Annotated in this window: 26 protein-coding genes; 20 read left to right on the forward strand and 6 right to left on the reverse strand. The window is 44.7% G+C overall.

All coding sequences use genetic code 11. The features are described 5' to 3' along the window. Positions 1 to 24 precede the first annotated feature (24 nt). A complete protein-coding gene (locus tag E8Q33_RS08445; protein ID WP_136554099.1) occupies positions 25 to 1347 on the forward strand; it encodes an OprO/OprP family phosphate-selective porin in 1323 nt (440 codons plus the stop codon). Positions 1348 to 1418: 71 nt separating this feature from the next. Here the strand turns inward: E8Q33_RS08445 and E8Q33_RS08450 are convergent, their stop codons facing one another. The 3 genes from E8Q33_RS08450 to E8Q33_RS08460 form a co-directional block, all read right to left on the reverse strand. Further along, positions 1419 to 2225, reverse strand: coding sequence for a substrate-binding domain-containing protein (locus E8Q33_RS08450; RefSeq protein ID WP_136554101.1), 807 nt, complete (start codon positions 2223 to 2225; stop codon positions 1419 to 1421). Between the two features lie 93 nt (positions 2226 to 2318). Continuing rightward, positions 2319 to 2666, reverse strand: coding sequence for a winged helix-turn-helix domain-containing protein (locus tag E8Q33_RS08455; RefSeq protein ID WP_136554103.1), 348 nt, complete (start codon positions 2664 to 2666; stop codon positions 2319 to 2321). Between the two features lie 42 nt (positions 2667 to 2708). After that, positions 2709 to 3773 (reverse strand): DUF2333 family protein, encoded by a 1065-nt coding sequence (locus E8Q33_RS08460; protein WP_136554104.1) that lies wholly within the window; start codon positions 3771 to 3773, stop codon positions 2709 to 2711. A 126-nt stretch (positions 3774 to 3899) separates the two neighbouring features. Between E8Q33_RS08460 and E8Q33_RS15455 the strand changes: the two genes are divergently transcribed. The 5 genes from E8Q33_RS15455 (at position 3900) to E8Q33_RS08480 (ending at position 8913) form a co-directional block, all read left to right on the forward strand. Continuing rightward, a complete protein-coding gene (locus tag E8Q33_RS15455) occupies positions 3900 to 4052 on the forward strand; it encodes a hypothetical protein (RefSeq protein WP_168800175.1) in 153 nt (50 codons plus the stop codon). A 77-nt stretch (positions 4053 to 4129) separates the two neighbouring features. Beyond that, entirely contained in the window at positions 4130 to 5080 is a 951-nt protein-coding gene (locus E8Q33_RS08465; RefSeq protein WP_069296160.1) for an ABC transporter ATP-binding protein, read from the forward strand. Next, on the forward strand, positions 5080 to 5820 hold the full coding sequence (locus E8Q33_RS08470) for an ABC transporter permease subunit (RefSeq protein ID WP_084003004.1): 741 nt from the start codon (positions 5080 to 5082) through the stop codon (positions 5818 to 5820). Before E8Q33_RS08465 ends, E8Q33_RS08470 begins: the two co-directional genes overlap by 1 nt. Positions 5821 to 5835: 15 nt before the next feature. Next, a complete protein-coding gene (locus E8Q33_RS08475) occupies positions 5836 to 7749 on the forward strand; it encodes a Gldg family protein (RefSeq protein ID WP_136554106.1) in 1914 nt (637 codons plus the stop codon). 54 nt (positions 7750 to 7803) lie between these two features. Continuing rightward, positions 7804 to 8913 (forward strand): DUF4340 domain-containing protein, encoded by a 1110-nt coding sequence (locus E8Q33_RS08480; RefSeq protein WP_136554107.1) that lies wholly within the window; start codon positions 7804 to 7806, stop codon positions 8911 to 8913. 126 nt (positions 8914 to 9039) lie between these two features. Here E8Q33_RS08480 and E8Q33_RS08485 read toward each other — a convergent pair whose 3' ends face one another. Together E8Q33_RS08485 and E8Q33_RS08490 are read right to left on the reverse strand one after the other, a co-directional pair. Beyond that, positions 9040 to 9672 carry an ANTAR domain-containing response regulator gene (locus E8Q33_RS08485; RefSeq protein WP_069296163.1) on the reverse strand — a complete coding sequence of 211 codons (633 nt, stop codon included), beginning with the start codon at positions 9670 to 9672 and terminating at the stop codon, positions 9040 to 9042. Then, positions 9669 to 10871 carry a transporter substrate-binding domain-containing protein gene (locus tag E8Q33_RS08490; protein WP_371413280.1) on the reverse strand — a complete coding sequence of 401 codons (1203 nt, stop codon included), beginning with the start codon at positions 10869 to 10871 and terminating at the stop codon, positions 9669 to 9671. Before E8Q33_RS08490 ends, E8Q33_RS08485 begins: the two co-directional genes overlap by 4 nt. A 561-nt stretch (positions 10872 to 11432) precedes the next feature. On the opposite strand from E8Q33_RS08490, the gene E8Q33_RS08495 reads away from it, so the two are divergent. The 11 genes from E8Q33_RS08495 to E8Q33_RS08545 all read left to right on the forward strand — a co-directional run bounded on the left by E8Q33_RS08495 (position 11433) and on the right by E8Q33_RS08545 (position 21488). Further along, positions 11433 to 12677, forward strand: a complete 1245-nt coding sequence (locus tag E8Q33_RS08495) for a transporter substrate-binding domain-containing protein (protein ID WP_136554109.1) — start codon at positions 11433 to 11435, stop codon at positions 12675 to 12677. A gap of 69 nt (positions 12678 to 12746) precedes the next feature. Next, a complete protein-coding gene (gene urtB, locus E8Q33_RS08500; RefSeq protein WP_069296165.1) occupies positions 12747 to 13640 on the forward strand; it encodes an urea ABC transporter permease subunit UrtB in 894 nt (297 codons plus the stop codon). A gap of 2 nt (positions 13641 to 13642) precedes the next feature. Continuing rightward, the gene (gene urtC / locus E8Q33_RS08505; RefSeq protein WP_084003005.1) at positions 13643 to 14794 is read left to right on the forward strand and encodes an urea ABC transporter permease subunit UrtC; all 1152 of its coding nucleotides are present in this window, start codon (positions 13643 to 13645) and stop codon (positions 14792 to 14794) included. After that, positions 14791 to 15546 carry an urea ABC transporter ATP-binding protein UrtD gene (urtD, locus tag E8Q33_RS08510; RefSeq protein ID WP_069296166.1) on the forward strand — a complete coding sequence of 252 codons (756 nt, stop codon included), beginning with the start codon at positions 14791 to 14793 and terminating at the stop codon, positions 15544 to 15546. The genes urtC and urtD overlap by 4 nt, the downstream gene beginning before the upstream one ends. Beyond that, positions 15546 to 16241 (forward strand): urea ABC transporter ATP-binding subunit UrtE, encoded by a 696-nt coding sequence (gene urtE, locus E8Q33_RS08515; protein WP_069296167.1) that lies wholly within the window; start codon positions 15546 to 15548, stop codon positions 16239 to 16241. Before urtD ends, urtE begins: the two co-directional genes overlap by 1 nt. A gap of 30 nt (positions 16242 to 16271) precedes the next feature. Then, complete coding sequence (ureE, locus tag E8Q33_RS08520) at positions 16272 to 16727, forward strand: urease accessory protein UreE (protein WP_136554110.1); 456 nt, start codon at positions 16272 to 16274, stop codon at positions 16725 to 16727. Next, a complete protein-coding gene (locus E8Q33_RS08525) occupies positions 16705 to 17427 on the forward strand; it encodes an urease accessory protein UreF (protein ID WP_136554112.1) in 723 nt (240 codons plus the stop codon). Before ureE ends, E8Q33_RS08525 begins: the two co-directional genes overlap by 23 nt. Positions 17428 to 17457: 30 nt before the next feature. After that, positions 17458 to 18120, forward strand: coding sequence for an urease subunit beta (locus tag E8Q33_RS08530; RefSeq protein WP_136554114.1), 663 nt, complete (start codon positions 17458 to 17460; stop codon positions 18118 to 18120). Between the two features lie 37 nt (positions 18121 to 18157). Further along, positions 18158 to 19870: an urease subunit alpha gene (ureC, locus tag E8Q33_RS08535; protein ID WP_136554116.1), complete on the forward strand. Its 1713-nt coding sequence runs from the start codon at positions 18158 to 18160 to the stop codon at positions 19868 to 19870. Next, entirely contained in the window at positions 19867 to 20511 is a 645-nt protein-coding gene (ureG, locus tag E8Q33_RS08540) for an urease accessory protein UreG (RefSeq protein WP_069296171.1), read from the forward strand. Before ureC ends, ureG begins: the two co-directional genes overlap by 4 nt. Positions 20512 to 20549: 38 nt before the next feature. Beyond that, positions 20550 to 21488: an urease accessory protein UreD gene (locus E8Q33_RS08545; RefSeq protein WP_168800176.1), complete on the forward strand. Its 939-nt coding sequence runs from the start codon at positions 20550 to 20552 to the stop codon at positions 21486 to 21488. Positions 21489 to 21625: 137 nt separating this feature from the next. Here the strand turns inward: E8Q33_RS08545 and E8Q33_RS08550 are convergent, their stop codons facing one another. Then, complete coding sequence (locus tag E8Q33_RS08550; protein WP_069296173.1) at positions 21626 to 22576, reverse strand: chemotaxis protein CheV; 951 nt, start codon at positions 22574 to 22576, stop codon at positions 21626 to 21628. Between the two features lie 159 nt (positions 22577 to 22735). Between E8Q33_RS08550 and flgA the strand changes: the two genes are divergently transcribed. The 3 genes from flgA to E8Q33_RS08565 all read left to right on the forward strand — a co-directional run bounded on the left by flgA (position 22736) and on the right by E8Q33_RS08565 (position 24316). After that, complete coding sequence (flgA, locus tag E8Q33_RS08555) at positions 22736 to 23410, forward strand: flagellar basal body P-ring formation chaperone FlgA (RefSeq protein WP_245652115.1); 675 nt, start codon at positions 22736 to 22738, stop codon at positions 23408 to 23410. 86 nt (positions 23411 to 23496) lie between these two features. Beyond that, on the forward strand, positions 23497 to 23811 hold the full coding sequence (gene flgM / locus E8Q33_RS08560; protein WP_136554120.1) for a flagellar biosynthesis anti-sigma factor FlgM: 315 nt from the start codon (positions 23497 to 23499) through the stop codon (positions 23809 to 23811). 16 nt (positions 23812 to 23827) lie between these two features. After that, positions 23828 to 24316, forward strand: a complete 489-nt coding sequence (locus E8Q33_RS08565) for a flagella synthesis protein FlgN (protein WP_136554122.1) — start codon at positions 23828 to 23830, stop codon at positions 24314 to 24316. The last annotated feature ends 13 nt before the right edge of the window (positions 24317 to 24329 follow it).

The raw sequence follows: 24329 nt of genomic DNA on the forward strand, positions 1-24329 counted from the left end.
TCTGACAATTTGAGGGCTATACTTATGCTATCCAAAAAACACCTGCTGGCAGCCGCCATCGGTTTATCTCTGAGCTTTTCCAGTCAGGCCTCCGAGCTTGAAACACTTATAAATATGCTGCATGAAAATGGCATGGTGACCGATGCACAATACGGTCGGTTGATGGAGGAACTGGCAGCAAATAAAACTACCCAAGCTCAGGAAAAAGCCGAGATTGATGAAAAGCTGGCTGAAGCAACCAAACCCTCTGATGTCGAAATTTCTACTCAAGGTGGCTTAACGCTGAAAACCCGCGATGGACAATTTTCCACGAAAGTTGGCGGACGAGTTCAAGTAGATGCTGCGACTTATGGTGGCTCACCGGATATGGGCGATGGCACCGATATTCGCCGTGCCCGATTATATCTTTCAGGCACTTTATATCGTGACTGGGGTTATAAACTGGAATACGAATTTGATAACAGTTCGATTACTGATGCTTTTATCTCCTACGACGGGTTTGAAAACTATCAAATTATGGTTGGTAATTTCAAAGATCCGTTCAGTCTGGATTACATGATCAGTGCCAATAACACCATGTTTATGGAACGTGCCTTACCCACAGCATTTAATGCCGGACGGCATATCGGCGTGATGGGCGCTCGTAATAGTCAGTATTGGACATTGGCGGCGGGTGTGTTTGGGGACACAGTCGGTAATACCGGTGGTGAGGATGATGAAGGGTGGGGCTGGAGCACGCGTGGAACTCTTTCACCGATTAATGAAGCCGGTAAATTGCTACATATCGGTTTGGGTTTAAATTATCGTGATTTGCAACCAAGCAATACGGTGCGTTTCAGTCAGGCACCTGAATCCAATGTTTCCGGTGTAAGAATTGTAGATACTTCTGCAATTGATAATGCCGACAGTATGCTGAAAACCGGCCTGGAACTCGCCACAGTAATCGGTCCTTTCACTGCACAAGCAGAATATATTCGTACCTCAGTAGATCGTGACAATATCAGTAATGCCGATTTTGATGGCTGGTATGTACAAAGCAGTTATTTGCTAACTGGCGAATCCCGTCCCTATAAAAACGGCGTATTTGGTGGCATTAAACCTAATCATCGAGTGGGTGATGGTGGCATCGGTGCCTGGGAAGTGGCCATGCGTTACAGTTCACTTGATTTGAATGATGGCGGGATTAATGGCGGTGAAGCTGACTCAATGACACTAGGACTCAACTGGTATCCGGTGCCGATGTTACGTTTCTCGGCGGATTATGTGCATGTCTTAGATATTGACGGTGGATTGTATGATGGCAGAAAACCCAGTGTATTTCAGGTTCGCAGCCAGTGGGCATTCTGATTTAATTCTTTAAAATCAATTAGTAAAAAGCCGCTGTTTGTTTTACTAACAGCGGCTTTTTTATTTCTGCTTTAATCGTTTCCAGGCAGTGCAGTAAAAAATAATTGTTGATTGTTTAAAGCAAAGTTATCGATGATGTGTTTGCCCTGTTCTCCGGTCACAAAATCCATGTACTGTTTTGCCATAGCGGCTTGGACATGGGGGTGTTTTTCAGGATTCACCGCCATGATGTGATAGGGATTGGACAACATTGATCCGCCTTCAAACAGCAGCTTTAATTGCATTTTGTCCTGATAGGCGATTTGGGTACCTCGATCAGTTAATGCATAGCCTGACATTTCATCAGCAATTTTCAGTACCGCCCCCATGCCTTGTCCGGCTTGCACATACCAGCTACCAGAAGGGCTGATATTGGCACTTTGCCAGAGTTCGAGTTCCTTTTTATGGGTACCGGAATCATCTCCACGGGAAACAAACCGGCTGCCAGATTCGACAATTTTCTGCATGGCTTCGCTGATGTTTTTAGCTGATGCAATGCCGGCTGGATCATCTGTCGGGCCAACCATAACAAAGTCGTTATACATAACGTAGCGACGATCAATGAAATAACCTTCTTCGACATATTCAAGCTCGGCTTGTGGTGCATGTACCAGGGCCACATCGACATCACCATTCGCTCCCAGTTTTAAAGCCTGACCGGTACCAACCGCAATTACGGCGACTTTAATATCAGTTGACTCGGTGAAAGCATTATTTAATACGCTTAAAAGGCCGGTGTTATCGGTACTGGTGGTAGTGGATAATTTGAGTAATGGTTGTGCCTGAGCAGTCGAGGTCAACAATAGACTGATAAATAACAGGGAAAACCAACGTTTCATATTAAGTCTCACCACAAGCTGGAAAATTCGATGTATTCCAGCATATATACCGAGGGCTGTAAATGAATTTTTATAAGGCGATGATTAAGGGAATCAGAGCGTTAATTGCTCTGATAGGGTGTTCATTTCCTGTTCGATGGCTTTTTCAGCCTGTCGTTGTGCATGTCGGTACTGATTTAAAACTTGTTTGCCGAGTTCCGTGACTTCAGCACCACCACCATGACTGCCGCCTTTAGCGGTCAATACAATTGGTTTGGCAAAACTTTCATTCATGGTATTGACCAAATCCCAGGCGCGTTTATACGACATACCCATGGCCCGGCCCGCAGCAGAAATAGACCCGTGTTGAATAATAGCGTCGAGTAAATCTGCTTTCCCCGGCCCCAACGCGACTTTGTCGTTGATATGAAGCCGAATTTTGACAGAGGTTTTATAACTCATTGACTGCTGGACCTATTCAAGATCAGAAATGAAGAGTTGATTTTAACCCTGTTCAAGCAAACGTCGTAGATCAATCATTGCCGCATTAGCTCGTGAGACATAAGACGCCATGACTAAGGAATGATTAGCGAACAAACCAAAGCCACTGCCGTTTAAGATGATCGGGCTCCAGACGGTAGCTTGAGTGGCTTCAAGTTCTCTAATAATTTGACGCAGACTGATCAGTGCATTTTTCTTTTGTAAAACATCGGCAAAATCATGCTCTGCTGCTTTGAGCAGATGAATCATCGCCCAGATGGAACCACGTGATTCATAAAACACATCATCAATTTTCGTCCAGGGTGTTTTGGTCACTTTTTCTAGCTGAGTAATAGTGGATTGATGTGCAGTGGGATCGCCTGCCAAATCAGTATTCACACGTATCTGCCCCACGCTGGCACCAAGACGTTGAGATAAACTGCCTAAACGTTTTTCAGCGATACCCAACCAGGCAGCCAGATTATCTGCTCGAGCATAAAACTGTGCTTCTTCACTTTCGACGTCAGCCAGACGGGCTAAATAACGTTCTAAAGCTTTTACACCGTCTCGATATTCGCTTTCGGTAGACGGAAATAACCATGAGTCAGAATTAAAATTAAATTGCGGCTCAGCAATGATCAGATCTTTGTCTTCTGCGGATTGAGACTGGGAACGACTAATGTCGTTGCGCAGGGCACGTGAATAGTCGCGAATCTGCACCAAAACGCCGAACTCCCAGTTAGGCATATTGTCCATCCACACTGATGGTGGCATCACGTCGTTGGTTAAATAACCGCCGGGCTTATCAAGCAGTGTGTTGGCCAAGGTGATAAGCGTTGCTGTGGACGTATAGCCCGTAACCAGTTCATGTTGTCTTTCTGCAGCCATATCGCGGGCATTGTTTTTAGGATCAAATGCACTTGGGGGAGCGCTCCACCAAATCATGATGACGATAAAAAGCAACACGATGATGGCAACAGCCAGCAGCAAAGCTTTGGATATTTGTCGACGGCTGTCAGCATCGCGGAATGAATCTGTGAAGTTCCACCACACTTGACGACTGCGTTGAAAAAATGAATTTGCGGCCATAAAACATCCAGAGAGATTAATTGTCAGATTTCACCATAGCGCATTTCTGACAGCAAAAAAATGCATAGGGTCCGTTTATTTTTCAGTAGGGACTAGTTTCAGTCGATGCAATGAAGGAAATGACTTATGAAGATGACTATATCGCATAAATTACGCCGTGTTGGACAAAAAATGACCCCAAGCGATGGTGGTTTAGAAAGTTATACAGGCCCCAATGCCTGTCGGGAGTGGTTTCCCGTTATTGTGCGGGAGAATTTCCTGAAAACTTTAATGTATTAAGCTTGACGTAATAGCGGAAGGGGCTGAATAATGCCCGGTTTGAAAATGCTTTTGATGAAGCGGGGGACGCTTTAAGTATGACACTCAGAGTTGAGATTGAAGATCTGGCCAAGCATTTTGGCGAGATTCGAGCTGTGGATGGTGTGACATTCTCAGTCAGTAAAGGCGAAGTACTTGGATTTCTCGGCCCGAACGGTGCAGGTAAATCCACCACAATGAAGATGATAACCGGCTTTCTGGCACCCACTCGCGGTACCGTAAGAGTCTGTGGTTATGATGTTTCAACTGATCCTATTTCGGTAAAAGCCAGCCTCGGATATTTACCCGAAGGTGCACCTGCTTACGCAGACATGACACCGGACAGTTTCCTGAAATTTATTGCGGATATTCGTGGTTTATCCGGTGCCGATAAAAAACGTGCAGTGGCATCTGCTGCAGAGCGTGCCCGAATCCTTAACGTAATGTATCAGCCGATTGAAACCTTATCCAAAGGTTATAAACGTCGTGTTGGTCTGGCGCAGGCCATTTTGCATAACCCGCCGGTATTGATTATGGATGAACCGACCGATGGTCTGGATCCGAATCAAAAACACGAAGTTCGTACCTTGATTAACGAAATGGCAGAAGACAAAGCCATTATTATCTCGACCCATATCCTCGAAGAAGTGAATGCTCTGTGTACTCGAAACGTGGTGATTGCCAGTGGCAAAGTCGTGTTTGATGGAACACCTGCTGAGTTGGAAGCGAAATCTCGCTATCACAACGCGGTGGTATTGACAGTCAACGAAATCGATAACACTAAATTGTTGCAGTTTGTTAAGGCTCTGGATTTTGTCGCTGATGCCGAATTGCTGACATTAGGTAATGGCATTCGAGTGTTTCCGAAAGCCAGCGCCCATATCACCATTGCTTTGTCAGAAAGAATTCGTGAACAAGGTTGGGAAATCGCTTCACTTTATGCCGAAAGTGGCCGATTAGATGAAGTTTTCCGTAGCATCACTTTGCCTAGTACTGCAGGAGTTAAATGATGAATATGCTGAATATCTGGTTCATCATGAAACGTGAGTTTGGCGGTTATTTCGCCACCCCCGTTGCCTATGTTTTTATTATTATCTTTTTATTATTGGCTGGTTTCTCGACATTTTATGTGGGCAATTTCTTTGCTCGTGGCGAAGCCGACCTGTATCCATTCTTTTCATTACATCCGTGGTTATACATCTTATTGATCCCAGCTATTTCGATGCGCTTATGGGCGGAAGAACGCAAGAGTGGTTCAATCGAGTTGTTAATGACCTTGCCAGTATCAGTCTTTGAAGCCGTGCTGGGTAAATTCTTTGCTGCTTGGGCCTTTACCGGTTTGGCGTTGATTCTGAACTTCCCGTTGTGGATCACCGTAAATTATCTGGGTAACCCGGATAACGGCGTGATCTTCACCGGCTTTGTTGGCAGTTTCCTGATGGCCGGTGGTTTCTTGGCGATTGGTTCCTGTATTTCAGCGGTAACGAAAAACCAGGTCATTGCCTTTGTACTTAGCCTGATTGTCAGCCTGATATTTGTACTGGCCGGTTACGGCATTGTGCTGGATTTCTTCAGTAGCTGGGCACCACAGCCTTTGGTCGATGCCATTAGTTCATTCAGTTTTCTAACCCACTTTGATGCGATTTCCAAAGGGGTAATTGATTTACGTGACATTTTGTATTTTGCAGCGCTTATCGCTATCTGGTTGTTTGCCAACGCCTTGATAGTGAATGCACGTAAAGCCGATTAGGAGCACCAGTCAGCAATGAATAAACAACTTTTATCTTCAACCGGTTTGATTCTGGCCGTTATTCTGTTTATCGCTTTTATTATTGTTGTAAACGGCAATTTCAAATCCGCTCGGGTCGATTTGACAGAGGACAAGCTGTACACCTTGTCAGAAGGTTCATTGAACATTCTGTCTTCGTTGCAGCAACCTATAACTCTGCGGTTTTATTATTCCGAGCAGGTAGCTCAGGCTCTGCCTTCATTAAAAGCCTATGCCCAGAGGGTGCAGGAACTGTTGATGGAATATCAACGCGCTTCTGATGGCATGGTTCAGGTTAAAGTCATTAACCCCAGACCTTTTTCCGATCATGAGCAGCGTGCTCAGCAATATGGTCTGCAATCTATTCCGATTGAAGGCGAAACCGATCCATTATTTTTCGGTGTTGCCGGTACCAATATTCTTGATGGTTTAGAACGTATCCGTTTCTTTCAACCGGAAATGGAAGATGTACTGGAATACGATCTGACTCGGTTGATTTACCAACTGTCAGACGTGCAGCGTAAAAATGTGGCCGTGATGAGCTCATTGCCAATTGATGGTGAAGGCTATGACCCGTTAAAAGGTCAGCTTGATGCCGAGGGCGGTGCAAAACCCTGGGCTGTAATGGGTAAATTACGTGAGATGTTTAACGTCTCGGTGTTACCGGAAGATATCCGTCGTATTCCTTCATCAATTGATTTATTGATGGTGGTGCATCCCAAAGAATTACCACAGCAGACGCTTTACGCTATTGATCAATATGTATTACGCGGCGGCAAATTAATTACCTTTGTGGATCCATTCGCTGAGGTCGATGTTCCGGAACGTGATCCAGAAAATCCAATGGCGGCCATGGTGGCAAATCGCAGCTCGAATATGCCGGAATTGTTGACCGCATGGGGTGTGGAACGTGACGCATCTGATATCGTCGCCGACCGCAAAACGGCCCGTCAGGTGGACTTTGGTGCACGTAGTAACAATCAGCCGATTGAATACGTGTTGTGGAATGCGTTGACCGAAGAGAATCTGAACCCAGATGAGCGTATCACTTCAAAATTACGCCAGATCAATGTAGCGACAGCGGGGCGTTTCAAAGTATTGGATAACGCCACCACCGAGATAACACCGTTGTTGAGTTCCAGTAATGAAGCCATGTTGGTGGATAAACGTGTGGTGCAATTCCGCAATGATCCCGTTGCCTTACTGACCCGCTATGAGGGCGGTACCATCAGCTATCCATTAGCCGTGCGTATTCAGGGACAATCGCGTTCAGCGTTTCCTGACGGTGCCAGAGGTGATGGCAGAGACTTGGTGAAAATGCCGGATCATATTGATGAAGCAGTTGATGGCATTGATGTGATTGCGATTGCCGACGTGGATCTGCTCGATGATCGTTTCTGGGTCATCATGCAGGATTTTTACGGTCAGGATTTAGCCTTCAATACTTCGAATAATATCGACTTTGTGCATAACGCTATTGAAGAGTTAACCGGTACTGAAGGGTTAATAAGCGTACGTTCACGTACTGGCTTTAGCCGTCCATTTGTTCGGGTTGAAGCGTTGCAACGTGAAGCTGAGAGACTCTACCGTGCCAAAGAACGTGAACTGGAAAACAAATTACAGGAAACCCGTCAGCGTATTGCACGTATGCAGGTGGATCGCAATGTTACTGGTGAAGAGATCTCTACGCCTGAACAACAAAAAGAAATTGCTGAATTCAGAGCAATTGCTGATCGTACCGAATTAGAGTTACGGGCAGTGAAAGGCAATTTACGTAAAGATATCGATCAGTTGGAAGGTTTGGTGAAGTTCATCAATATTGGGTTGATACCAATCATTGTGGCGATACTGGCACTGATTACCGGATGGTTACGAGTTCGTAAACGTTCGCGTGGTCGTTTCCAATCGTAAATTCTGCATTCGTCATATGACGTTTGTATCAAATTGAACAGACAGGTTCTACAGATGCTGAAAAAACTTAATAGCCTTTCCATCCTCGCCATCATCACTGCTGTGATGGTGCTCTGGATGTTAATCACCATTTATAAAGCTGAAGATACCAGCGATGATTTTTCATTGCTGTTTCCAGAATTGTTTGAACAGCTGAGTGATGTGAACAATATCACCTTCAAAAGTGATAAAGATGAATTCGCGCTGAGCAGACAGGGTTCCGCCTGGTTCATTGAGGATTATCATAATTATCCAGCTGATCAATCATTGGTAAGACGGATGCTGGTGGATATGGCCGATGCCCGTATTCTTGAACAAAAAACCGACGATCCGGAGCTTTATTATGTGCTGGGTGTGGAAGGCGCCGAAGAAGGCGGCACTTCATTTGTCATTAATTTGATGAAAGACGATGAAGAAGTGGTTAGTTTAATTCTGGGCCAGCCACGTGATTTAAGTGCACAAACAGCAGGTCCACAACAATTTTATGTTCGTCGTGATGGTGATGAACGCAGCTATCTGGCTGAAGGGTATTTTCAATTCAGTCCGATGATGCTGAACTGGATTGATGGGCAAATCATGGATATTGCACGTGAACGCATTGCCCAAGTCGATATCATTCAACCCAATGGAAACACTGCAACCCTAGTAAATCTGGGTGTGAAAGATAAATTTGGTACGCCGGAAAACCGTGAAAACACTATCTTCCGTTATGAACAGCTAGGCTATGATATCGCCGGATCACTGTTCCAGATGCGTTTAGAAGATGTACAACCGGCCAGTGAATTTTCACGTGGTAATGCTGAAGTCGTTCGCGCAGAGTTCTTAAGCTACGATGGACTAAAAGTCATCTCTGAGACTTCCTTTAATGATGGTTTTTACTTCTCCACCTTCCGCGCTGAATACGCACCCGAAGCGGTCGCTGAAGTTCCTGAAGCCATCGCCAGTCTGGATGTGTTAAAAACATCTGAACAAGTTCAGGCTGAAGTGGCAGAAATTAACCAGAAAGTTGAACCTTGGGTCTATCGCCTGGGCGGTTTTGTTGGCAACAACCTGATGCGTGCCAAGGCAGATATTGTGACCGAACAAGACCAGGTCATTCCAATGCCTGGTGGTTTTGGGCCTTAAATCAAAATAGTAATAATCATGTAAGGGCTTAAGTTTGCAATCGATTAACTTCAGCCCTTTATTGATCTAGCCGTTCAAAAATCAATCAAGCCAGATACCAATCCAATACTGTATTAGGCTGTTTCGTCATTTATCGGTTTGAATTCCTCGTTGTTGAGCAATAATTTCCTTTGCCATTTCTCCGATTGGCTGGCGGCGTTCCATAGCGAGCTTGCGCATTGCCATGTAGGCTTTTTCAAGACTTATTCCCTGAGTTTGGCTGATGTGATGTTTTGCTTTTTCAATATGCTCGCTGGCGCTCAATTTCAATTCCAGATTGCGGATTGTTTTAAGCATAGAGCGAACTTGTTTGTACTCTTGCAAGCTTAACAATAAGTTACTCAGTACCCCCATAGGATGAAAAGGTAAGGCGATAATGGCCTGAGCGTTTAAGCTTAACGAATATTGCAATACCAAAGGATTTTCATAGTCCACCACTAACACTAATGCCGCTGGTGGATTACTGACATCCCAATGAAAGGCTTGATCCTTTTCTATCACTGATGTCAGCCCCAAGATGACTACTTGATACACGGAATCAATTTGCTCTGGTGGCGGCCATTGAGCCTGCAGCCTGCAGCCAATCCGTCGAATTTGTTGTTCCATTTTGGTTCTGTTTTCGCCTTCTGGCATCAGCAATAAAATTTTGTGATTACGCAGATTTCGAACCAATGTCGATATCTCAAAAGGCTGTTGAACCGCTGTTAATCTTTTACTCACAGCGAAACCTTATCTGCTGGTGATGCGAAAGTATTGGTTTCAATCATTTGCATCGAGGAAGCGGATGATTTGCTGTAAGAAACTAAATAAGGATCAGGTCTTAAGGCTGTTTTTGATGTCGCTACAATATCGAACTGTCCTTTATCATTTGCTCGTCCAATTCGTGACCACAGATAACAGTGGTTATTAGCAGTATCAATACGGACTTTGCCTTGCGGCGCGAGGTGTTGAACTTTTGCTATCTGTTCCAGAATGGCATCTGGTTGAAATGAGTTCGCCAATTCTGCTGCTTTTGCTGCCAGATGTACTTGGAAATAAGCTGCTTCCCAACACATATTGGTTACTTGATCTTCGCCATATAGAGAACGGTATTCCTTAACCAGTTCGATATTTATAGGGGTATTAATCGATTGAAAATACGGCGCTGCAGTGTAGTGACCCAGGCCGGCCTCAAATCCCATGGCCTGAATTTCAGTTTCGGTGGTAGTTAAACTGGCGATCGGTATGGGATTTTGAGCATTGAGCTCATGCATTGCCTGGTAAAAAGATTGAATGCTTTTACCGACAAAGTTAGCAAAAACAAAATCAGGTTTTTGCTCGCTAATAAGTTTGGCGACTTGAAAAAGTGAAGCTTCATCGGTCTCAAGTGGACGGAATTCCTCGCCAAGCACCTCACCGTTTGACTCAACAATTAAGTCACGCATGATACGGTTGATTTCACGTGGCCAGATGTAATCTGAGCCAACCATCCACACGCGTTTACCGATATTACTCAACATATACTGAGCTAGCTGCAAACATCCCTGATTGGGGGCAGCACCAGTGTAAATAACATTTGATGCGTATTCGAAACCTTCATATTGTGTGGGGTAGAACAGCAATACATTATGTCGCCCGGTCACAGGAAGCATGGCTTTACGGGAACTTGAGGTATATCCACCAAAAATGAGTTTTACGCCGTGATCAATAATCAGTTTCTGCGCCAAACTGCCATAGTTTTCGGCGATGGATTGCGGATCAACACAAATAGGCGAGAGTAACCGACCATTGACTCCACCTTGCCGGTTAATACGATCAATGGCCAATAAACTTGCTCGGAGCATACTAAGCTCCGTATTGGCGGTTACGCCAGTTTGAGAAAAGATCACCCCAACTGGAAGTGCGGAAGAATTGTGATTAGACATTAATAAACCTTGCATAAAAAAGCCCCACGAATAGATGCTATTCATGAGGGCTTAAAAATATTTCTTAAACGTTAACCTGGTTAAGAAACTACACAGAATCAGTTTTAACAGACTGAAACTATAGTATTAGTGCGCGTTTTCTAAATGTCGCTTAAAGTTGAACACACCAAAAAAGCAAAGTCAACACGGTGAAAACAATACCCCCCCCCTTATTAGTTTGTTGAAAAATCTGATTTAAATTGAGAACCAAAAAGGTGCTTCATAATGATTTTTTGCACCAAAAAAGGTCTTAAATATCGCTTGCCACAATCCTGATATCAAGCTTAGTAATTGTATCTTATAGGGTTTTATTAACTGGCATGCCCTATGCAGATGGTAACTTGAGGACTTATTTTCAAACTGCAGAACAAGGCTGATCGCAAAAGCGCGAATTCAGCCGGGCAAAAGCGCTCAGTGAAGCATCATTTCACAGTTGCAGATTTGAAATGCGTCTCTAAATGTCTATACATCTGATTCGAGCATAAGGGCTCCCTAATTTATTAGGGGGCCCTTTTGCGTTTTTAAAGGGAAAAACTGATGAAATTAGTTAAAAACCTAATGCGTGATTTAAAAAGAGCGGCCTTGGTGACGAGTGTTTCCATCATGAGCTCCAACTATGCTCATGCTGCTGAAGAGATAAAAGTGGGGGTGTTGTTTTCACAAACTGGCGGCTTGTCCATTGTTGAAAAATCACTTGCCAGTGCCACCATGATGGCGATTGAAGAAATTAATGAGGCTGGTGGTGTTAACGGCATGATCATCAAACCTATTTTGGAAGATGGTGCCAGTGATCCAAAAACATTTAATGAGAAAGTCAGCAAGCTGGTGATTCGTGATCGGGTAGCGACGGTGTTTGGCGGCTATACCTCAGCTAGCCGTAAAGCCATGCTGCCGGTTATTGAGCGACGCAAAAACCTTTTGTTTTATCCGACCTTTTATGAAGGTTTTGAATGCTCCAAAAATGTGGTTTATACCGGCTCAGTCCCTAATCAGCAGTTAAATAATTACATACCATACTTGGTTAATACGCTAGGTAAGAAGAAATTTTTCATTGTCGGTTCGAATTATGTCTTTCCTAAAGAAATGGCAAAAGTCGCGAAAAAACTTATTGAAGAAAATGGTGCTGAGTGGGTAGGCGATGATTATCTGGAATTAGGACATTCAGAATGGGGATCTATGGTCAGGAAGATCAAAGATAGTGGTGCCGACATTGTTTTATCCAACGTCGTCGGTGACTCCATTATTGCTTTCTACCGGGAATTTGCCAATCAGGGTATTTCACAGGCGGATATTCCTATTGCCTCTACAGTTACGTCTGAAATTGAGGTCGCAGCATTAGGTGGTAGATTTGCTGCTGGCAGTTACACCTCTTTTCCATACTTTCAGGCAATTGATACAGCCGAAAACAAAGCTTTCATAGAGCGTTATCAGGCGTATACCAAAGATGCCAACGCAGTTACTCATCATGCAATGGAATCGGCTTATTCAGGGGTTTATCTGTGGGCTGCTGCTATTGAAAAATCAGGAGATGTCACCCCTGAAGGGATTCGTGATGCTGTTAAAGGGGTTAGTCAGGAAACACCGAGTGGATTAATGACCGTCAATAGCGACAATCTTCATACCTCAATGACACCACGCATCGCACAATGGCAAGAGGATGGACAAGGGCTAATTGTTGATGAATACGACAGTCCCGTGTTGCCACTTCCTTATTCCGCCTACGGAGAAACTGCAGAGTCACTTTATTGCAGTGCATCAGGACTAGATAGTTCTAAATTGTAGCGTTAAACATTTCTTTATCCACCCTGACTGAAAGGATGTAGTCAGGGTGTTTAACGAGGAGTATTTGAAATGTTAGATACAGTGTTTATAGGCCTTAGTCTTGGTTCGGTCCTGCTCTTGGTTGCCCTTGGATTATCGATTGTATATGGCTCGATGGGGGTCATTAACATGGCTCATGGTGAGTTAGTGATGATAGGTGCTTACACCGCGGTGCTGTCACAAATTTATCTTGATATAAATTTATTCGCTGCAATCCCTCTCGCCTTTGTAATTTGTGCCGGACTAGGACTGTTGATTGAAAAATTAGTTATCCGTCGACTCTATAACCGTTTGTTTGACACCTTGTTAGCCACATGGGGCGTGGCCATTCTGTTACAGCAAGCGATCCGCTTGGAATTCGGTTTATCTTTTTTTGGTATTCATGTTGACGGATTGGGTCCTGGATTACAGTCGGTAACCGTACCAAAGGTACTAAGCGAACCGATTATGTTAGGGGATTTTGTACTTCAGCCCTATCGAACTTTCATTATTTTGATTTCCATTGTCCTGGCAGCGTTCACCTGGTTTTTGATGTATCGCACCCGAATCGGCCAACAAGTTCGAGCCATTATGCGTAATAAAGAAATGGCGGCCGCGTGTGGTATTGATGTCAAGAAAATAAATGCGTTGACCTTTGCTTACGGTTCGGGGTTAGCCGGCGTGGCAGGGGTAATGATGTCAGGGTTTAAAACGGTTATGCCTGATATGGGCAGTGCAATGGTGGTAGACGGATTTCTGGTCGTAGTTGTCGGTGGAGTAGGTAGTTTGGTCGGTTCAATTGTGGCTTCCGGTGTATTGGGGCAATTGACGAGTTTTGTGGCATTTTTCAGTAATGACATTATTGCCCGGGCAGTAGTATTTGCCGTCGTCATTTGCATTATTGTGTGGCGTCCGCGCGGCCTGTTTAATTATAAAGGGCGCTAGTTATGACGCATTCACATTTGAAAATAATGGCTTATGTAATCTTTATTGTCACCGTGTTGATGTTGCCTTTGGCACTGGATGAATTCTGGTTGAACCGTACTGCGAAGTATTTAATTTTCGGCATGCTTGGTGTGGCTGTTTCACTAAGTTGGGGCTATGCAGGAATACTCAATCTGGGGCAGGGTATGTTTTTTGGTGCCGGTGCTTACATGCTGGGTATGAGCTTGAAACTAGCCAGTCCAACCAGCTTGGAACAAGGTACTGAAAGCCCTATTCCGGACTTTATGATGTGGAACGCGGAGCCCAATGCGGTTATCGATTTATGCTGTATCAATAGTGGCTCATTTTTGTGGATACCGTTTCAATCACAAACGTTTGGTTTGATTATGGCAATCGCGCTTCCAGTGCTGTTTGCCTGGGCCTTAGGGTCAATCATTTTTAGTAAAGGTATCTCGGGCGTATTTATTTCCATTATTACACTGGCATCCGTGTTGTTGATGAGATTACTGGTGGTGGATAACCAAGCGTTGACGGGAGGCTTTAACGGTTTAACAGATTTAGCCTGGTTTACTGTGTTTGGCTATGAGTTTGATCCATATAGCGTGACCACCTATTACCTGGTGGCTTGCTCACTTATCGTCGTTTTATTGTTGACACGATTACTCATTAACAGTCGTTCTGGGCTGATTTTGCAGTCAATACGAGATGATCAAAATCGTGCGAAATACCTGGGTTTTGATGCTGCTGCCTATCAAACCTTTTTCTTCTGTGTCTCAGCGGCGATTTCAGGGTTTGCTGGTTTGTTGTATGTCATTACCTCAGAATTTGCGTCGCCTACCTTTATGGATTTGACCTTCAGTATCACGATGGTGATATGGGCAGCTGTGGGTGGCAGAGCTTCAATACTGGGTGCCTGTATAGGGGCAATTGCGATTTCCATGCTTGGGTCATCGGTCAGTGAAAGTGAACTTTTTGTTGAGTCCTGGCAAGCCATCTTGGGATTGTGCTTTGTGTTGGTTGTTTTATTCATGCCTAACGGTTTAGCTGGAATTGCACATGGACTTTGTAAAAAATTCGTGGCACGACAAGACGACAAGAAACAGCGAAACGAGCAAAACAAAGCAGAAGAATTAACTAAAGGAGGAGCCGCATGATCGAATCAAAACTCGATCTTTATATTGATGGCTTGGGGGTTAATTTCAGCGGTTTTCAGGCAGTCAGCAATTTCAGCATGGTGGTTGCGCACGGTGAAATGCGGGTATTACTTGGTGCTAATGGTGCCGGTAAGACTACCTTAATGGACATGATTTGCGGCAAGACCCAATCAACGGAAGGAAAAGTCTTTCTCGGTGAGCAAGAAATTACCAATAAACCACCTCATGTCATTGCTCGGCTAGGTATTGGTCGTAAATTTCAAATACCTAGCGTCTTTAAAGAGCTAACGGTTCTACAAAATCTATCGGTGGCTGCCATGAAGCAAGTTTCTGTATTTGCCAACTTGGGCTCGATGAAACGGCAGATCCATATGGATCGTTTAGCAGAAGTTATGGAACTGACCAACCTGAACAAGAAGGCTGATCACGTTGCTGGAACTCTGTCACACGGAGAAACGCAATGGCTTGAATTAGCAATGTTAATCATCCGCAACCCGAAGGTTATCTTGCTCGATGAACCAACCGCGGGCATGACGGCAGATGAAACATTAAAAACGTCTCGAATCATGAATGACTTAAAAGGTAGGCACACGATTATTGTCGTGGAACACGATATGGCGTTTGTCCGGGAGATTGCCGACAAAATTACGGTTATGCATCAAGGCAAGTTTTTAGCCGAAGGACGCATCAGTGAAATCGAAAAAAACCAGGCGGTAAAAGATGCTTACTTAGGAAGTGGAGGCATTGCGTAATGTTACAGCTTGAATCAGTTAATAGTTTTTACGGTGGCAGTCACATCCTGCACGACATTAATCTGGAGATAGAAAAGGGCAAAATTTTTGCGGTATTAGGCCGTAATGGCGTGGGTAAAAGTACGTTATTAAAAACCATAATGGGGTTAACCAGTTCGATGACTGGAAAGCTACTGTTGAATGAGGACGATCTCAGCACTAAAACCACATTTTCACGGGCACGTGCCGGTATTGGTTATGTGCCGCAGGGACGGGAAATCATTCCAGATTTCAGTGTGAAAGAAAATATCTTGATGGGTCGTTTTGCGGACATCAATGGCAAAGTCGAAATCCCAGAATTGGTACCCGAACTGTTTCCATATTTGATGGACAACTTGAACCGGGCGGGTGGTTTACTCTCTGGTGGGCAGCAACAGCAGTTAGCCATTGCCAGAGCCTTGGCCACCAATCCGGATATTTTATTATTGGATGAACCCACCGAAGGCATTCAGCCGAATATCGTTGAGCAAATTGAAGAATGCATTATTACCCTCAACCAAAAACTTAATTTAACCATCATTCTGGTTGAGCAAAACATCCGTTTTGCCAAACGTGCTTCCCATGGATTTGTTTTTTTAGATAACGGACGGGTCGTGCTGACCGGAAAAGGTGCTGAACTTACCGATGAACTGGCGAATAAACATTTAACGATTTAGCAAGATCGGTCAAAGCCAAGAGGAAACAAAATGATTGTTCTGAATGAAATTATTGGCAGTGCAAATGATGAGTCGCTTTCTGAAAAGTTGCATCAGTTGCAGCATCAAGGCGGTGTGGAAATTATTAAACTGAATGTGAGTGATACCTCACGTAGCAGGCAAAAAGTGATTACCGATAAAGGCACAGAGTGCGGTATTGCATTATCACGATCCCAGAAATTGTATAACGGTGCCGTGCTCTATCTGGATAAACATCAAGCTTTTGTCATCAGAGTTAATGAAGAGCAGTGGTTACGTTTATCGCCGATTGATGCTGAAACCGCGTTGGAACTTGGCTACCATGCCGGTAATTTGCATTGGCGTATTAGGTTTGATGGCACTGATTTGTTAGTAGCGCTGGAAGGTCCAGCCCAACGTTACATTGACCGAATTGCGCCGTTAATTGATAGCAAACGTGTGGTTTGTGAAACTCCCGATGCATGCTGAGCAAGTGTCCAACTCTTCACATTCGGCTGCCTTTGGTATGTTGAATATGCTGCAGTTTGGGGATAGTCAGTTTCCAAGTGGCAGTTTTGCATTTTCCGGTGGACTTGAAGCGTTATTTAACGATAAAAAAATAGCTACACCCGAGCAAGTTTATGACTTTATCGCCGCCCAACTGAGTGGCCGTTGGAATAGTTTGGATCGTGTTGCGTTAGGCCGAAGTTTTCACAACGCCAATCAGTTGGATATTGTCGTAGAAATTGACCAAGAAGTTGATGCTTTAACGTTATCAGAAGGCTTAAGAATTGGCTCCTGTCGAAATGGTGCCGCTTTATTAAGTATGCATGCACGCTTAGGTACGCCAGGTAGCCTTGAGTATCGTCAAAAACTACATAACCATGAAGCCACCGGACATGTGGCGGTCATTCAAGGTTTGGTGTTTCGCCATTGCGGCATGACATTGCTTGAAGCCCAAGTGGCCGGAGCACATGGGGTCTGTGCAGACTTATTGGGCGCCGCAATGCGCTTAGGGAAGTTAGGGCACTTACATGCACAGCTAATTCGGCAGAACTTAACGTCACATATTGCCGAACTTCTGGAGCAACCGGTTTCCGACATACAACAAATGCACAGCTATTTGCCTTCTACAGAAATTGCAGCGATGCGCCACGAAATAAGTGATCAGCGGCTGTTTGCCAATTAACAAATAACCGAGGATATGCGGAGAAATGCTATGTATCTAACCCCATCTGAACTTGAACGATTGACGATCTATACTGCCGCAAAGTTAGCTCAAGAGCGACGTGATCGAGGCCTGAAATTAAACTACCCGGAGGCGACTGCGATTATTGCCAATGAAATATTGGAAGGCGCTCGTGATGGCCGTTCCGTTGCAGATCTCATCAGTTATGGCAGCACAATATTAACCACGGATGATGTTTTGCCCGGTGTGAACAGCATGATGCACATGCTGCAGGTTGAAGGTGTCTTTCCTGATGGTTCCAAGTTAGTCACCGTCCATGATCCTATCCGTCCCGGTAGAGAGTTAGTGCCAGAAGATAGCATCATACCGGGCGAATTATTCCCGGCAGACGGTGAAATCGAGCTTAATGCTAATCGTAAAACCATCACCATACGTGCAGTTAATACTGGTGATCGTCCGATTCAGATAGGCAGTCATTATCATTTTTTTGAAGCCAATAAAGCCTTGCAATTTGATCGTGCAGCCGCCTTTGGTATGCGTCTGGATATTCCTGCCGGCACGGCTGTGCGCTTTGAACCCGGACAAGAAAAAGAATTTACCTTGTGTGAGTTTGGTGGGGAAAAAGCCTTATATGGTTTGAATAACTTAACCAACGGCAAGGTGACTGATAACACTATCCGTGAAGCGCCTTGAAAAAAGCCAAGGCAGAGAACTTTCTAGGAGCATAACAATGGCAAAAATGGGTCGTTTGGAATATGCACAAATGTATGGTCCCACCACGGGAGACGGTATACGTTTGGGTGATACCAGTTTGATCGCAGAAGTCGAACATGATTTCACCGTGTATGGTGATGAATGTTTGCATGGTGGCGGTAAGACGTTGCGTGATGGCATGGGCATGACTTCGGGGTTAAACAGTGAAGACGGTACGCTGGATATGCTGTTATGCAATGCGCTGATTATTGATCCTGTTGTTGGCATCGTAAAAGGTGATATTGGTATTAAGGATGGGAAAGTTGTTGCCATTGGTAAAGCCGGCAACCCAGCCATTATGGATGGTGTGGATCCTCGCTTATTGGTTGGGCAGGCCACTACAGTCAGAGATTCGGAAGGTTTGATTGCCACCCCAGGCGGTATTGATGTGCATGTGCATTTTGATAGTGCCCAGTTGTGTGATCATGCACTGGCGTCTGGGATCACCACGCTGTTTGGCGGCTCACTTGGCCCAATCACTGTCGGAATAGATTGTGGTGGGGAATTTAATGTGGGGAAAATGTTACAAGCGGCTGAAGATTTTCCGGTGAATTTTGGTTTTCTGGGGCGGGGTAATTCCTGTAAACCGCGAGCTTTGTATGATCAGATTGAAGGCGGCTGTGTTGGGCTTAAAATTCATGAGGATTGGGGGGCAACACCAGCCACAATCGATACTTGCTTGACCGTTGCGGATGAACTGGATTTCCAGGTGCAATTACATACCGATACGCTCAATGAAAGTGGCTTTGTTGAGAACACAATGGCGGCAATTAAAGGTCGCACCATCCATATGTATCACACCGAAGGCGCGGGTGGTGGTCATGCTCCGGACATCATTTCTGTGGTCGAACAAATGAATTGTCTGCCTTCCTCTACCAACCCCACCAATCCTTTTACTCACAACACTTTCGATGAACATTTAGATATGACGATGGTGTGCCATCATTTAAATCCGGCAATTCCTGAAGATGTCGCGTTTGCTGAAAGTCGTATTCGGGCACAAACCATTGCAGCCGAGGATATTTTGCATGACATCGGAGCCATTTCAATGCTGGGTTCGGATAGCCAGGGAATGGGGCGTATTAATGAGGTGATTACCAGAACCTGGCAGCTTGCCAGTAAGATGAAAGATCAGCGTGGACGGTTAGATACTGAAACTTCCAGAATTGGCGACAACGAGCGTATCAAACGATATATCGCCAAATACACGATTAATGCCGCGAAAAGCTTTGGAGTTGATCAGCATATCGGTTCGATAGAGCCGGGAAAGATGGCCGATATTGTGTTGTGGAAGCCGGCGATGTTTGGCTCTAAACCGGAAATTATTGTTAAAGGCGGGTTCATTGTCTACGGCGCGATGGGGGACAGTGCAGCTTCTTTGATGACCTGCGAGCCCATCATTATGCGGCCACAGTGGGGAGCATTTGGATTGGCCAAGCAAAAGCTGAGTGCAAACTTTGTGAATCCGCTGGCGATAAAAAATGGTTTGGCCGAAAAGTTGGGACTGAAGAAACAGCTGCTGCCGGCAAGTGGCACCCGAAATCTCAAAAAGAGCGATATGTTGCACAACGATGTTTGCCCTGAAATGCGAGTCGATCCACAAACCTTTGATGTGTTTGTGAATGGCGAATTAGCGACATGTGAACCCGCGACCGAATTGCCCTTAACTCAGAGGTATATATTGAGATGAAGTCATTAACATTGTCAGTAATGCCTGGTCCAGCGAGAGTAGGTATCGGCGGACCGGTGGGGTCAGGTAAAACGGCTTTAATCGAAAAGTTAATCCCTGCTTTTAAACAACGCAATATCGAAATTGGCGTAATTACTAATGATTTGGTTACCAAAGAAGATGCAGAGCGGCTTCGTAAAAGTGGCTTAATTGCACCTGAACGCGTTGCTGCAGTAGAAGCGGGAGCTTGCCCACATACCGTTATTCGTGAAGATCCGACGTTGAATATTGAAGCGGCTGAACAAATGGCGCTCAAATTTCCACAGATAGAACTGATTTTAATTGAAAGCGGCGGTGATAACCTTGCTTCAACGTTTTCATTGGATTTGGTGGATCAGTGGATGTTTGTAATTGATGTGGCGGGTGGAGATGATATTCCCAGAAAGAAAGGCCCAGGAGTACTACAAAGTGATTTGTTAGTAATAAACAAAAAAGACTTGGCGCCATATGTTGGTGTGAATTTTGACGCGATGTACGCTGAAGCGTTAGCCGTGCGAGAGAATCGTCCGGTTGCCGCGATAAATAGTCGTTCTGGTGAAGGCGTCGAGGCTGTTGTTGACTTTATCGTGAACAATTTACTGTTTAACAAAACTGCAGCCTAAGCACTCATGTGGACAATTGCTACTCTGAAGGAATGTTGATGAATGGTTTCAGCGAAGGGCCAAACAACATCAGCTTGGCGGCTACATCTGAAACATCCTCGATTTTGCCCCCGGTTTCATTGACTCAATCGCGGCGTGCCAGGGCAGCGTTAACCTTTTCAACCGATCCCTCAGGGAAAACGTTTCTGGCAGGTCAGAGAGCCGAACATCCGTTTCATCTCACCAGACCATTTCAGTTTAAACAGGACCCTGAGGGCATGGTCACGCTTTATTTACAGTCATCCTCCGGCGGACTGTATCGCGGCGATGAGTTGAAAATGGATGTAAAACTTGAGGAAAATGCTCAGCTGCATTTAACCACTCAGGCCAGCACAATTGTTCATCACACTCGAGGCCAGACAGCAAAACAATCTCTCAACTTAAAACTGGCAAAAAACAGTTACTGTGAATATCTACCAGACCCGACTGTATTATTTAGTGGCGCAGCGTTTTGTTCTGATATTCGAGTAGAAATTGCTGAAAATGCCCGTCTTCTGTTGTCGGATAGCTTTAGTTGGCATGATCCGCGTTATAAAAACAGACCTGCCGATGAGGTTGCCGATCAAGCTTTCGATTTTTATCACAGCTCTATCGAAATCTTTAACCAAAAGGGTAAAGCGATTGTGCTGGATAGATTTCGTTTAACGGGTGAAGTCGCCTTAAGCCAAAACTGTGCAGTGCATGGTGAATATGAAGCTCAAGGAACCATTCTACTCATAGATTTGGCGCTATCGGAGCAGGTATTACTTTCTTTAAGGGAAATGTTGTATCAAGTTACGGATTGCTATGCTGGCGCTTCAAAACTTCCTAACGACAGTGGTTTAATTATTCGCTTTTTGGCGGAAGATAATATTGCTTTGCAGCATCTACTGCTGCAAAGCTGGATTTTATTGCGTGAACAATTGTTCGGTAAAACACCACTACAAAGACGAAAGTAGTCTTGGCCTTAGCAATCAGAAATATCTTTATCAGCTCAGAAACTCAATTTCGTTTAACGTCGAAACTCAAATTAATCCGTTCAAGGTCGTAATCTATACAATTCGTACAGCAATAAGAATTTCTTGTGCACTAGTTTTCAGCTGGTTTGTTCGGCTTTATCCCGCCACTCTTCCAATAAGCCTTGTACGGTGATAGCCAGATCATCCGGGGCAAATTTAGCGATAAATTTATCCGCACCGACTTTTTCCACCAATGCATTGTTAAATGTGCCGCTCATTGAGGTATGCAGCAAAATACGTATATGTTTCAAATTTGGATCCTGGCGGATCGCGGTGGTGAGGGTATAGCCATCCATTTCAGGCATTTCGATATCGGAAATCAGCATTGCGATATGTTTGCTGACATCAATACCTTCGGCAGCCCATTCTTTCAGCTGATCTAAAGCCTGTTTACCGTCGTTAACAATAGTGCAGCTGACGCCAATCTGCTCCATGGTGCGACGAATTTGATTGCGGGCAACACTGGAATCATCGGCTACCAGAATATGGTGTTTATACTCTGCGTTGGCTTCTGCAAAACGCGTTACTAAATCCGCTGAAACCGTATCATCAACTCCCAGTACTTCGGACATGACTTTTTCTACGTCGATTATCTGGATCAATTCATTATCAATCTTGGTGACCGCAGTCATGTAATGATTTGAGCCCGATGCGGTAGGGGGCGGGAGAATATCTTTCCAGCTGATGTTGACGATTCGATCTACTTCACTGACTAAGAATCCCTGCACATTGCGGTTATATTCGGTGATGATGACAAAATGTTCCCGGGGATTCACTACTGGCCGTTTGCCAATACCTTGGGATAAATCAAAGATACTGATGGTTCTATCGCGGATATGTGCTGCGCCTCGAACAACCGGGTGCGAATGAGGCATCTGCGTTAGTGGTGGACAAGCAATGGCCTCACGGACTTTAAATACGTTAATGCCATAACGCTGCGTACCACCTAACTTAAATAATAAGAGCTCTAACCGGTTCTGACCGGCAAGTTGGGTGCGTTGGTCGATACCATCAATCATGCTTGCCATAATAATTCTCCAAATCGATACCCTGAGTATAACGGCAGTAAGAATGAAATCTGAACTGAAATTATGGGAATGATATTTGCAGTGAGGATTATGTTTATTGCTTTACCGTGCGAATTGCCGGGGGAAACCATGTATAAATTATTCAGGAATTTAATATTAGTGTTAAGTGTCAATTTATTGACATTTACCGCATCTGCCAGCAATCTGCAATCCTTGGCAGAGGTGGAACATGCTGCGTACGTCTTTACCCTAGCCCAGGCTCAAGCGCGATTTAATAACCCTGAAATCACCTTAACTCCTTTAGATAAAAGGTTACGTCTGCAAAATTGTGGTGGTGGGCTTGAAGCCTTTACTAATCGGGACCTGACCAGTGCTGGCAATGTGACTGTCGGCGTGCGTTGTCATCAGCCAGTGTCTTGGACGGTTTACTTGCCATTGCAGATTAAAGTTATGCAGCCAATGGTGGTTATTGCTCGGCCAGTTTCAGCCAATCATGTATTGACCGAGCAGGATCTGCGGATTGAACAACGCGATATTGGTAATCTTCGGCAAGGTTACATGGCAAGTATTGCCGCTGTGGTTGGGCAACAGGTTAAATACTCTTTGGGTTTGGGTACGGTGATTCAAGCTAATCATTTACGCCCATTGAATGTGGTGAGACGCGGCGAATCAATCGTATTGGTCGCCAGTGCCGGAACAATGGAAGTAAGAATGCAGGGAACGGCGATGGCTGATGCGGGAGTGGGAGATCGCGTACGGGTTAGAAACTTATCTTCCGATCGCGTAGTAGAAGGCATAGTCGACTCTCCCGGTGTGGTTCGCGTTACAATGTAAACAAATATCTAGACCGATTCACATTTTATTCAAGTTTATTTAATTCGGTCCGCTAACAAATATAGAACCAATATGGAGACATTTATATGTCGGATATTAACAACATAAAACCACCCGTGCAGGGCGGGCTGAATGCGCCGCGCAATGCCAGCGTTGAAGACAAACGCACAGCGGACACCACTGCAAATCCGGTCAAAAATGGCGGGGATGCTGCAATGGATAAGATTAGCTTGACGGCAACTGCCACTCAGCTGCAAAGCTTGCAACAAAAAATTGCCGCTTTACCTGCTGTAGATGAACAAAAAGTGGCGGCTTTACGTGCAGCAATCGAAGATGGCAGTTATCAAGTGGATAGTCAGAAGTTGGCACGAAATATGATTGATTTTGAAGGTAACCTATAAACAAGGAATCTTCATCATGGCCATGTCACCCGGACAACAATTACGCAGTGTTTTACAGTCCGAATTAAATGTTGCCACTCAGTTAGCCGAGCTCCTGGCTGTTGAACGTGAAGCTCTCGCATTATCTGACATTGATACCATCAGTAATATCAACACCCAAAAACAGCCTTTAATCATGAAACTTGAACAACATGGCCGTCAGAGAGACGCCCTTTTGACGACTTCGGGGTTTCCTGCTGGAAAGCAAGGCTTGGAAGCGTTCATTGATAATCAAAATGAAGATGACGGTGTTGCTTTAAATCAGTTGATAAAATCCCTAAAAGTCATTGCCAAAAACTGCCAGCAACGCAATCAGATAAATGGCGGCATTGTCAGTATTAACCGTCAATACTTGCAGCGGGCTATAACGGTATTACGTGGCAGAGACCCTGAATCCAGTGCTTACGGACCTGGTGGTGAATATACCAGTGCAGTAGTTCGCCAACCGCTTATCGGCCGTGTGTAAACTAGTATCAATA

Source organism: Methylophaga sp. SB9B (assembly GCF_004832235.1).
GTDB lineage: Bacteria > Pseudomonadota > Gammaproteobacteria > Nitrosococcales > Methylophagaceae > Methylophaga > Methylophaga muralis.

Excerpts from the sequence above, each read along its gene's own strand:
- E8Q33_RS08445 (WP_136554099.1), top strand. The coding sequence starts at position 25 with ATGCTATCCAAAAAACACCTGCTGGCAGCCGCCATCGGTTTATCTCTG.
- E8Q33_RS08450 (WP_136554101.1), bottom strand. The coding sequence starts at position 2,225 with ATGAAACGTTGGTTTTCCCTGTTATTTATCAGTCTATTGTTGACCTCG.
- E8Q33_RS08455 (WP_136554103.1), bottom strand. The coding sequence starts at position 2,666 with ATGAGTTATAAAACCTCTGTCAAAATTCGGCTTCATATCAACGACAAA.
- E8Q33_RS08460 (WP_136554104.1), bottom strand. The coding sequence starts at position 3,773 with ATGGCCGCAAATTCATTTTTTCAACGCAGTCGTCAAGTGTGGTGGAAC.
- E8Q33_RS15455 (WP_168800175.1), top strand. The coding sequence starts at position 3,900 with ATGAAGATGACTATATCGCATAAATTACGCCGTGTTGGACAAAAAATG.
- E8Q33_RS08465 (WP_069296160.1), top strand. The coding sequence starts at position 4,130 with ATGACACTCAGAGTTGAGATTGAAGATCTGGCCAAGCATTTTGGCGAG.
- E8Q33_RS08470 (WP_084003004.1), top strand. The coding sequence starts at position 5,080 with ATGAATATGCTGAATATCTGGTTCATCATGAAACGTGAGTTTGGCGGT.
- E8Q33_RS08475 (WP_136554106.1), top strand. The coding sequence starts at position 5,836 with ATGAATAAACAACTTTTATCTTCAACCGGTTTGATTCTGGCCGTTATT.
- E8Q33_RS08480 (WP_136554107.1), top strand. The coding sequence starts at position 7,804 with ATGCTGAAAAAACTTAATAGCCTTTCCATCCTCGCCATCATCACTGCT.
- E8Q33_RS08490 (WP_371413280.1), bottom strand. The coding sequence starts at position 10,871 with ATGCAAGGTTTATTAATGTCTAATCACAATTCTTCCGCACTTCCAGTT.
- E8Q33_RS08495 (WP_136554109.1), top strand. The coding sequence starts at position 11,433 with ATGAAATTAGTTAAAAACCTAATGCGTGATTTAAAAAGAGCGGCCTTG.
- urtB (WP_069296165.1), top strand. The coding sequence starts at position 12,747 with ATGTTAGATACAGTGTTTATAGGCCTTAGTCTTGGTTCGGTCCTGCTC.
- urtC (WP_084003005.1), top strand. The coding sequence starts at position 13,643 with ATGACGCATTCACATTTGAAAATAATGGCTTATGTAATCTTTATTGTC.
- urtD (WP_069296166.1), top strand. The coding sequence starts at position 14,791 with ATGATCGAATCAAAACTCGATCTTTATATTGATGGCTTGGGGGTTAAT.
- urtE (WP_069296167.1), top strand. The coding sequence starts at position 15,546 with ATGTTACAGCTTGAATCAGTTAATAGTTTTTACGGTGGCAGTCACATC.
- ureE (WP_136554110.1), top strand. The coding sequence starts at position 16,272 with ATGATTGTTCTGAATGAAATTATTGGCAGTGCAAATGATGAGTCGCTT.
- E8Q33_RS08530 (WP_136554114.1), top strand. The coding sequence starts at position 17,458 with ATGTATCTAACCCCATCTGAACTTGAACGATTGACGATCTATACTGCC.
- ureC (WP_136554116.1), top strand. The coding sequence starts at position 18,158 with ATGGCAAAAATGGGTCGTTTGGAATATGCACAAATGTATGGTCCCACC.
- ureG (WP_069296171.1), top strand. The coding sequence starts at position 19,867 with ATGAAGTCATTAACATTGTCAGTAATGCCTGGTCCAGCGAGAGTAGGT.
- E8Q33_RS08545 (WP_168800176.1), top strand. The coding sequence starts at position 20,550 with ATGAATGGTTTCAGCGAAGGGCCAAACAACATCAGCTTGGCGGCTACA.
- E8Q33_RS08550 (WP_069296173.1), bottom strand. The coding sequence starts at position 22,576 with ATGGCAAGCATGATTGATGGTATCGACCAACGCACCCAACTTGCCGGT.
- flgM (WP_136554120.1), top strand. The coding sequence starts at position 23,497 with ATGTCGGATATTAACAACATAAAACCACCCGTGCAGGGCGGGCTGAAT.
- E8Q33_RS08565 (WP_136554122.1), top strand. The coding sequence starts at position 23,828 with ATGGCCATGTCACCCGGACAACAATTACGCAGTGTTTTACAGTCCGAA.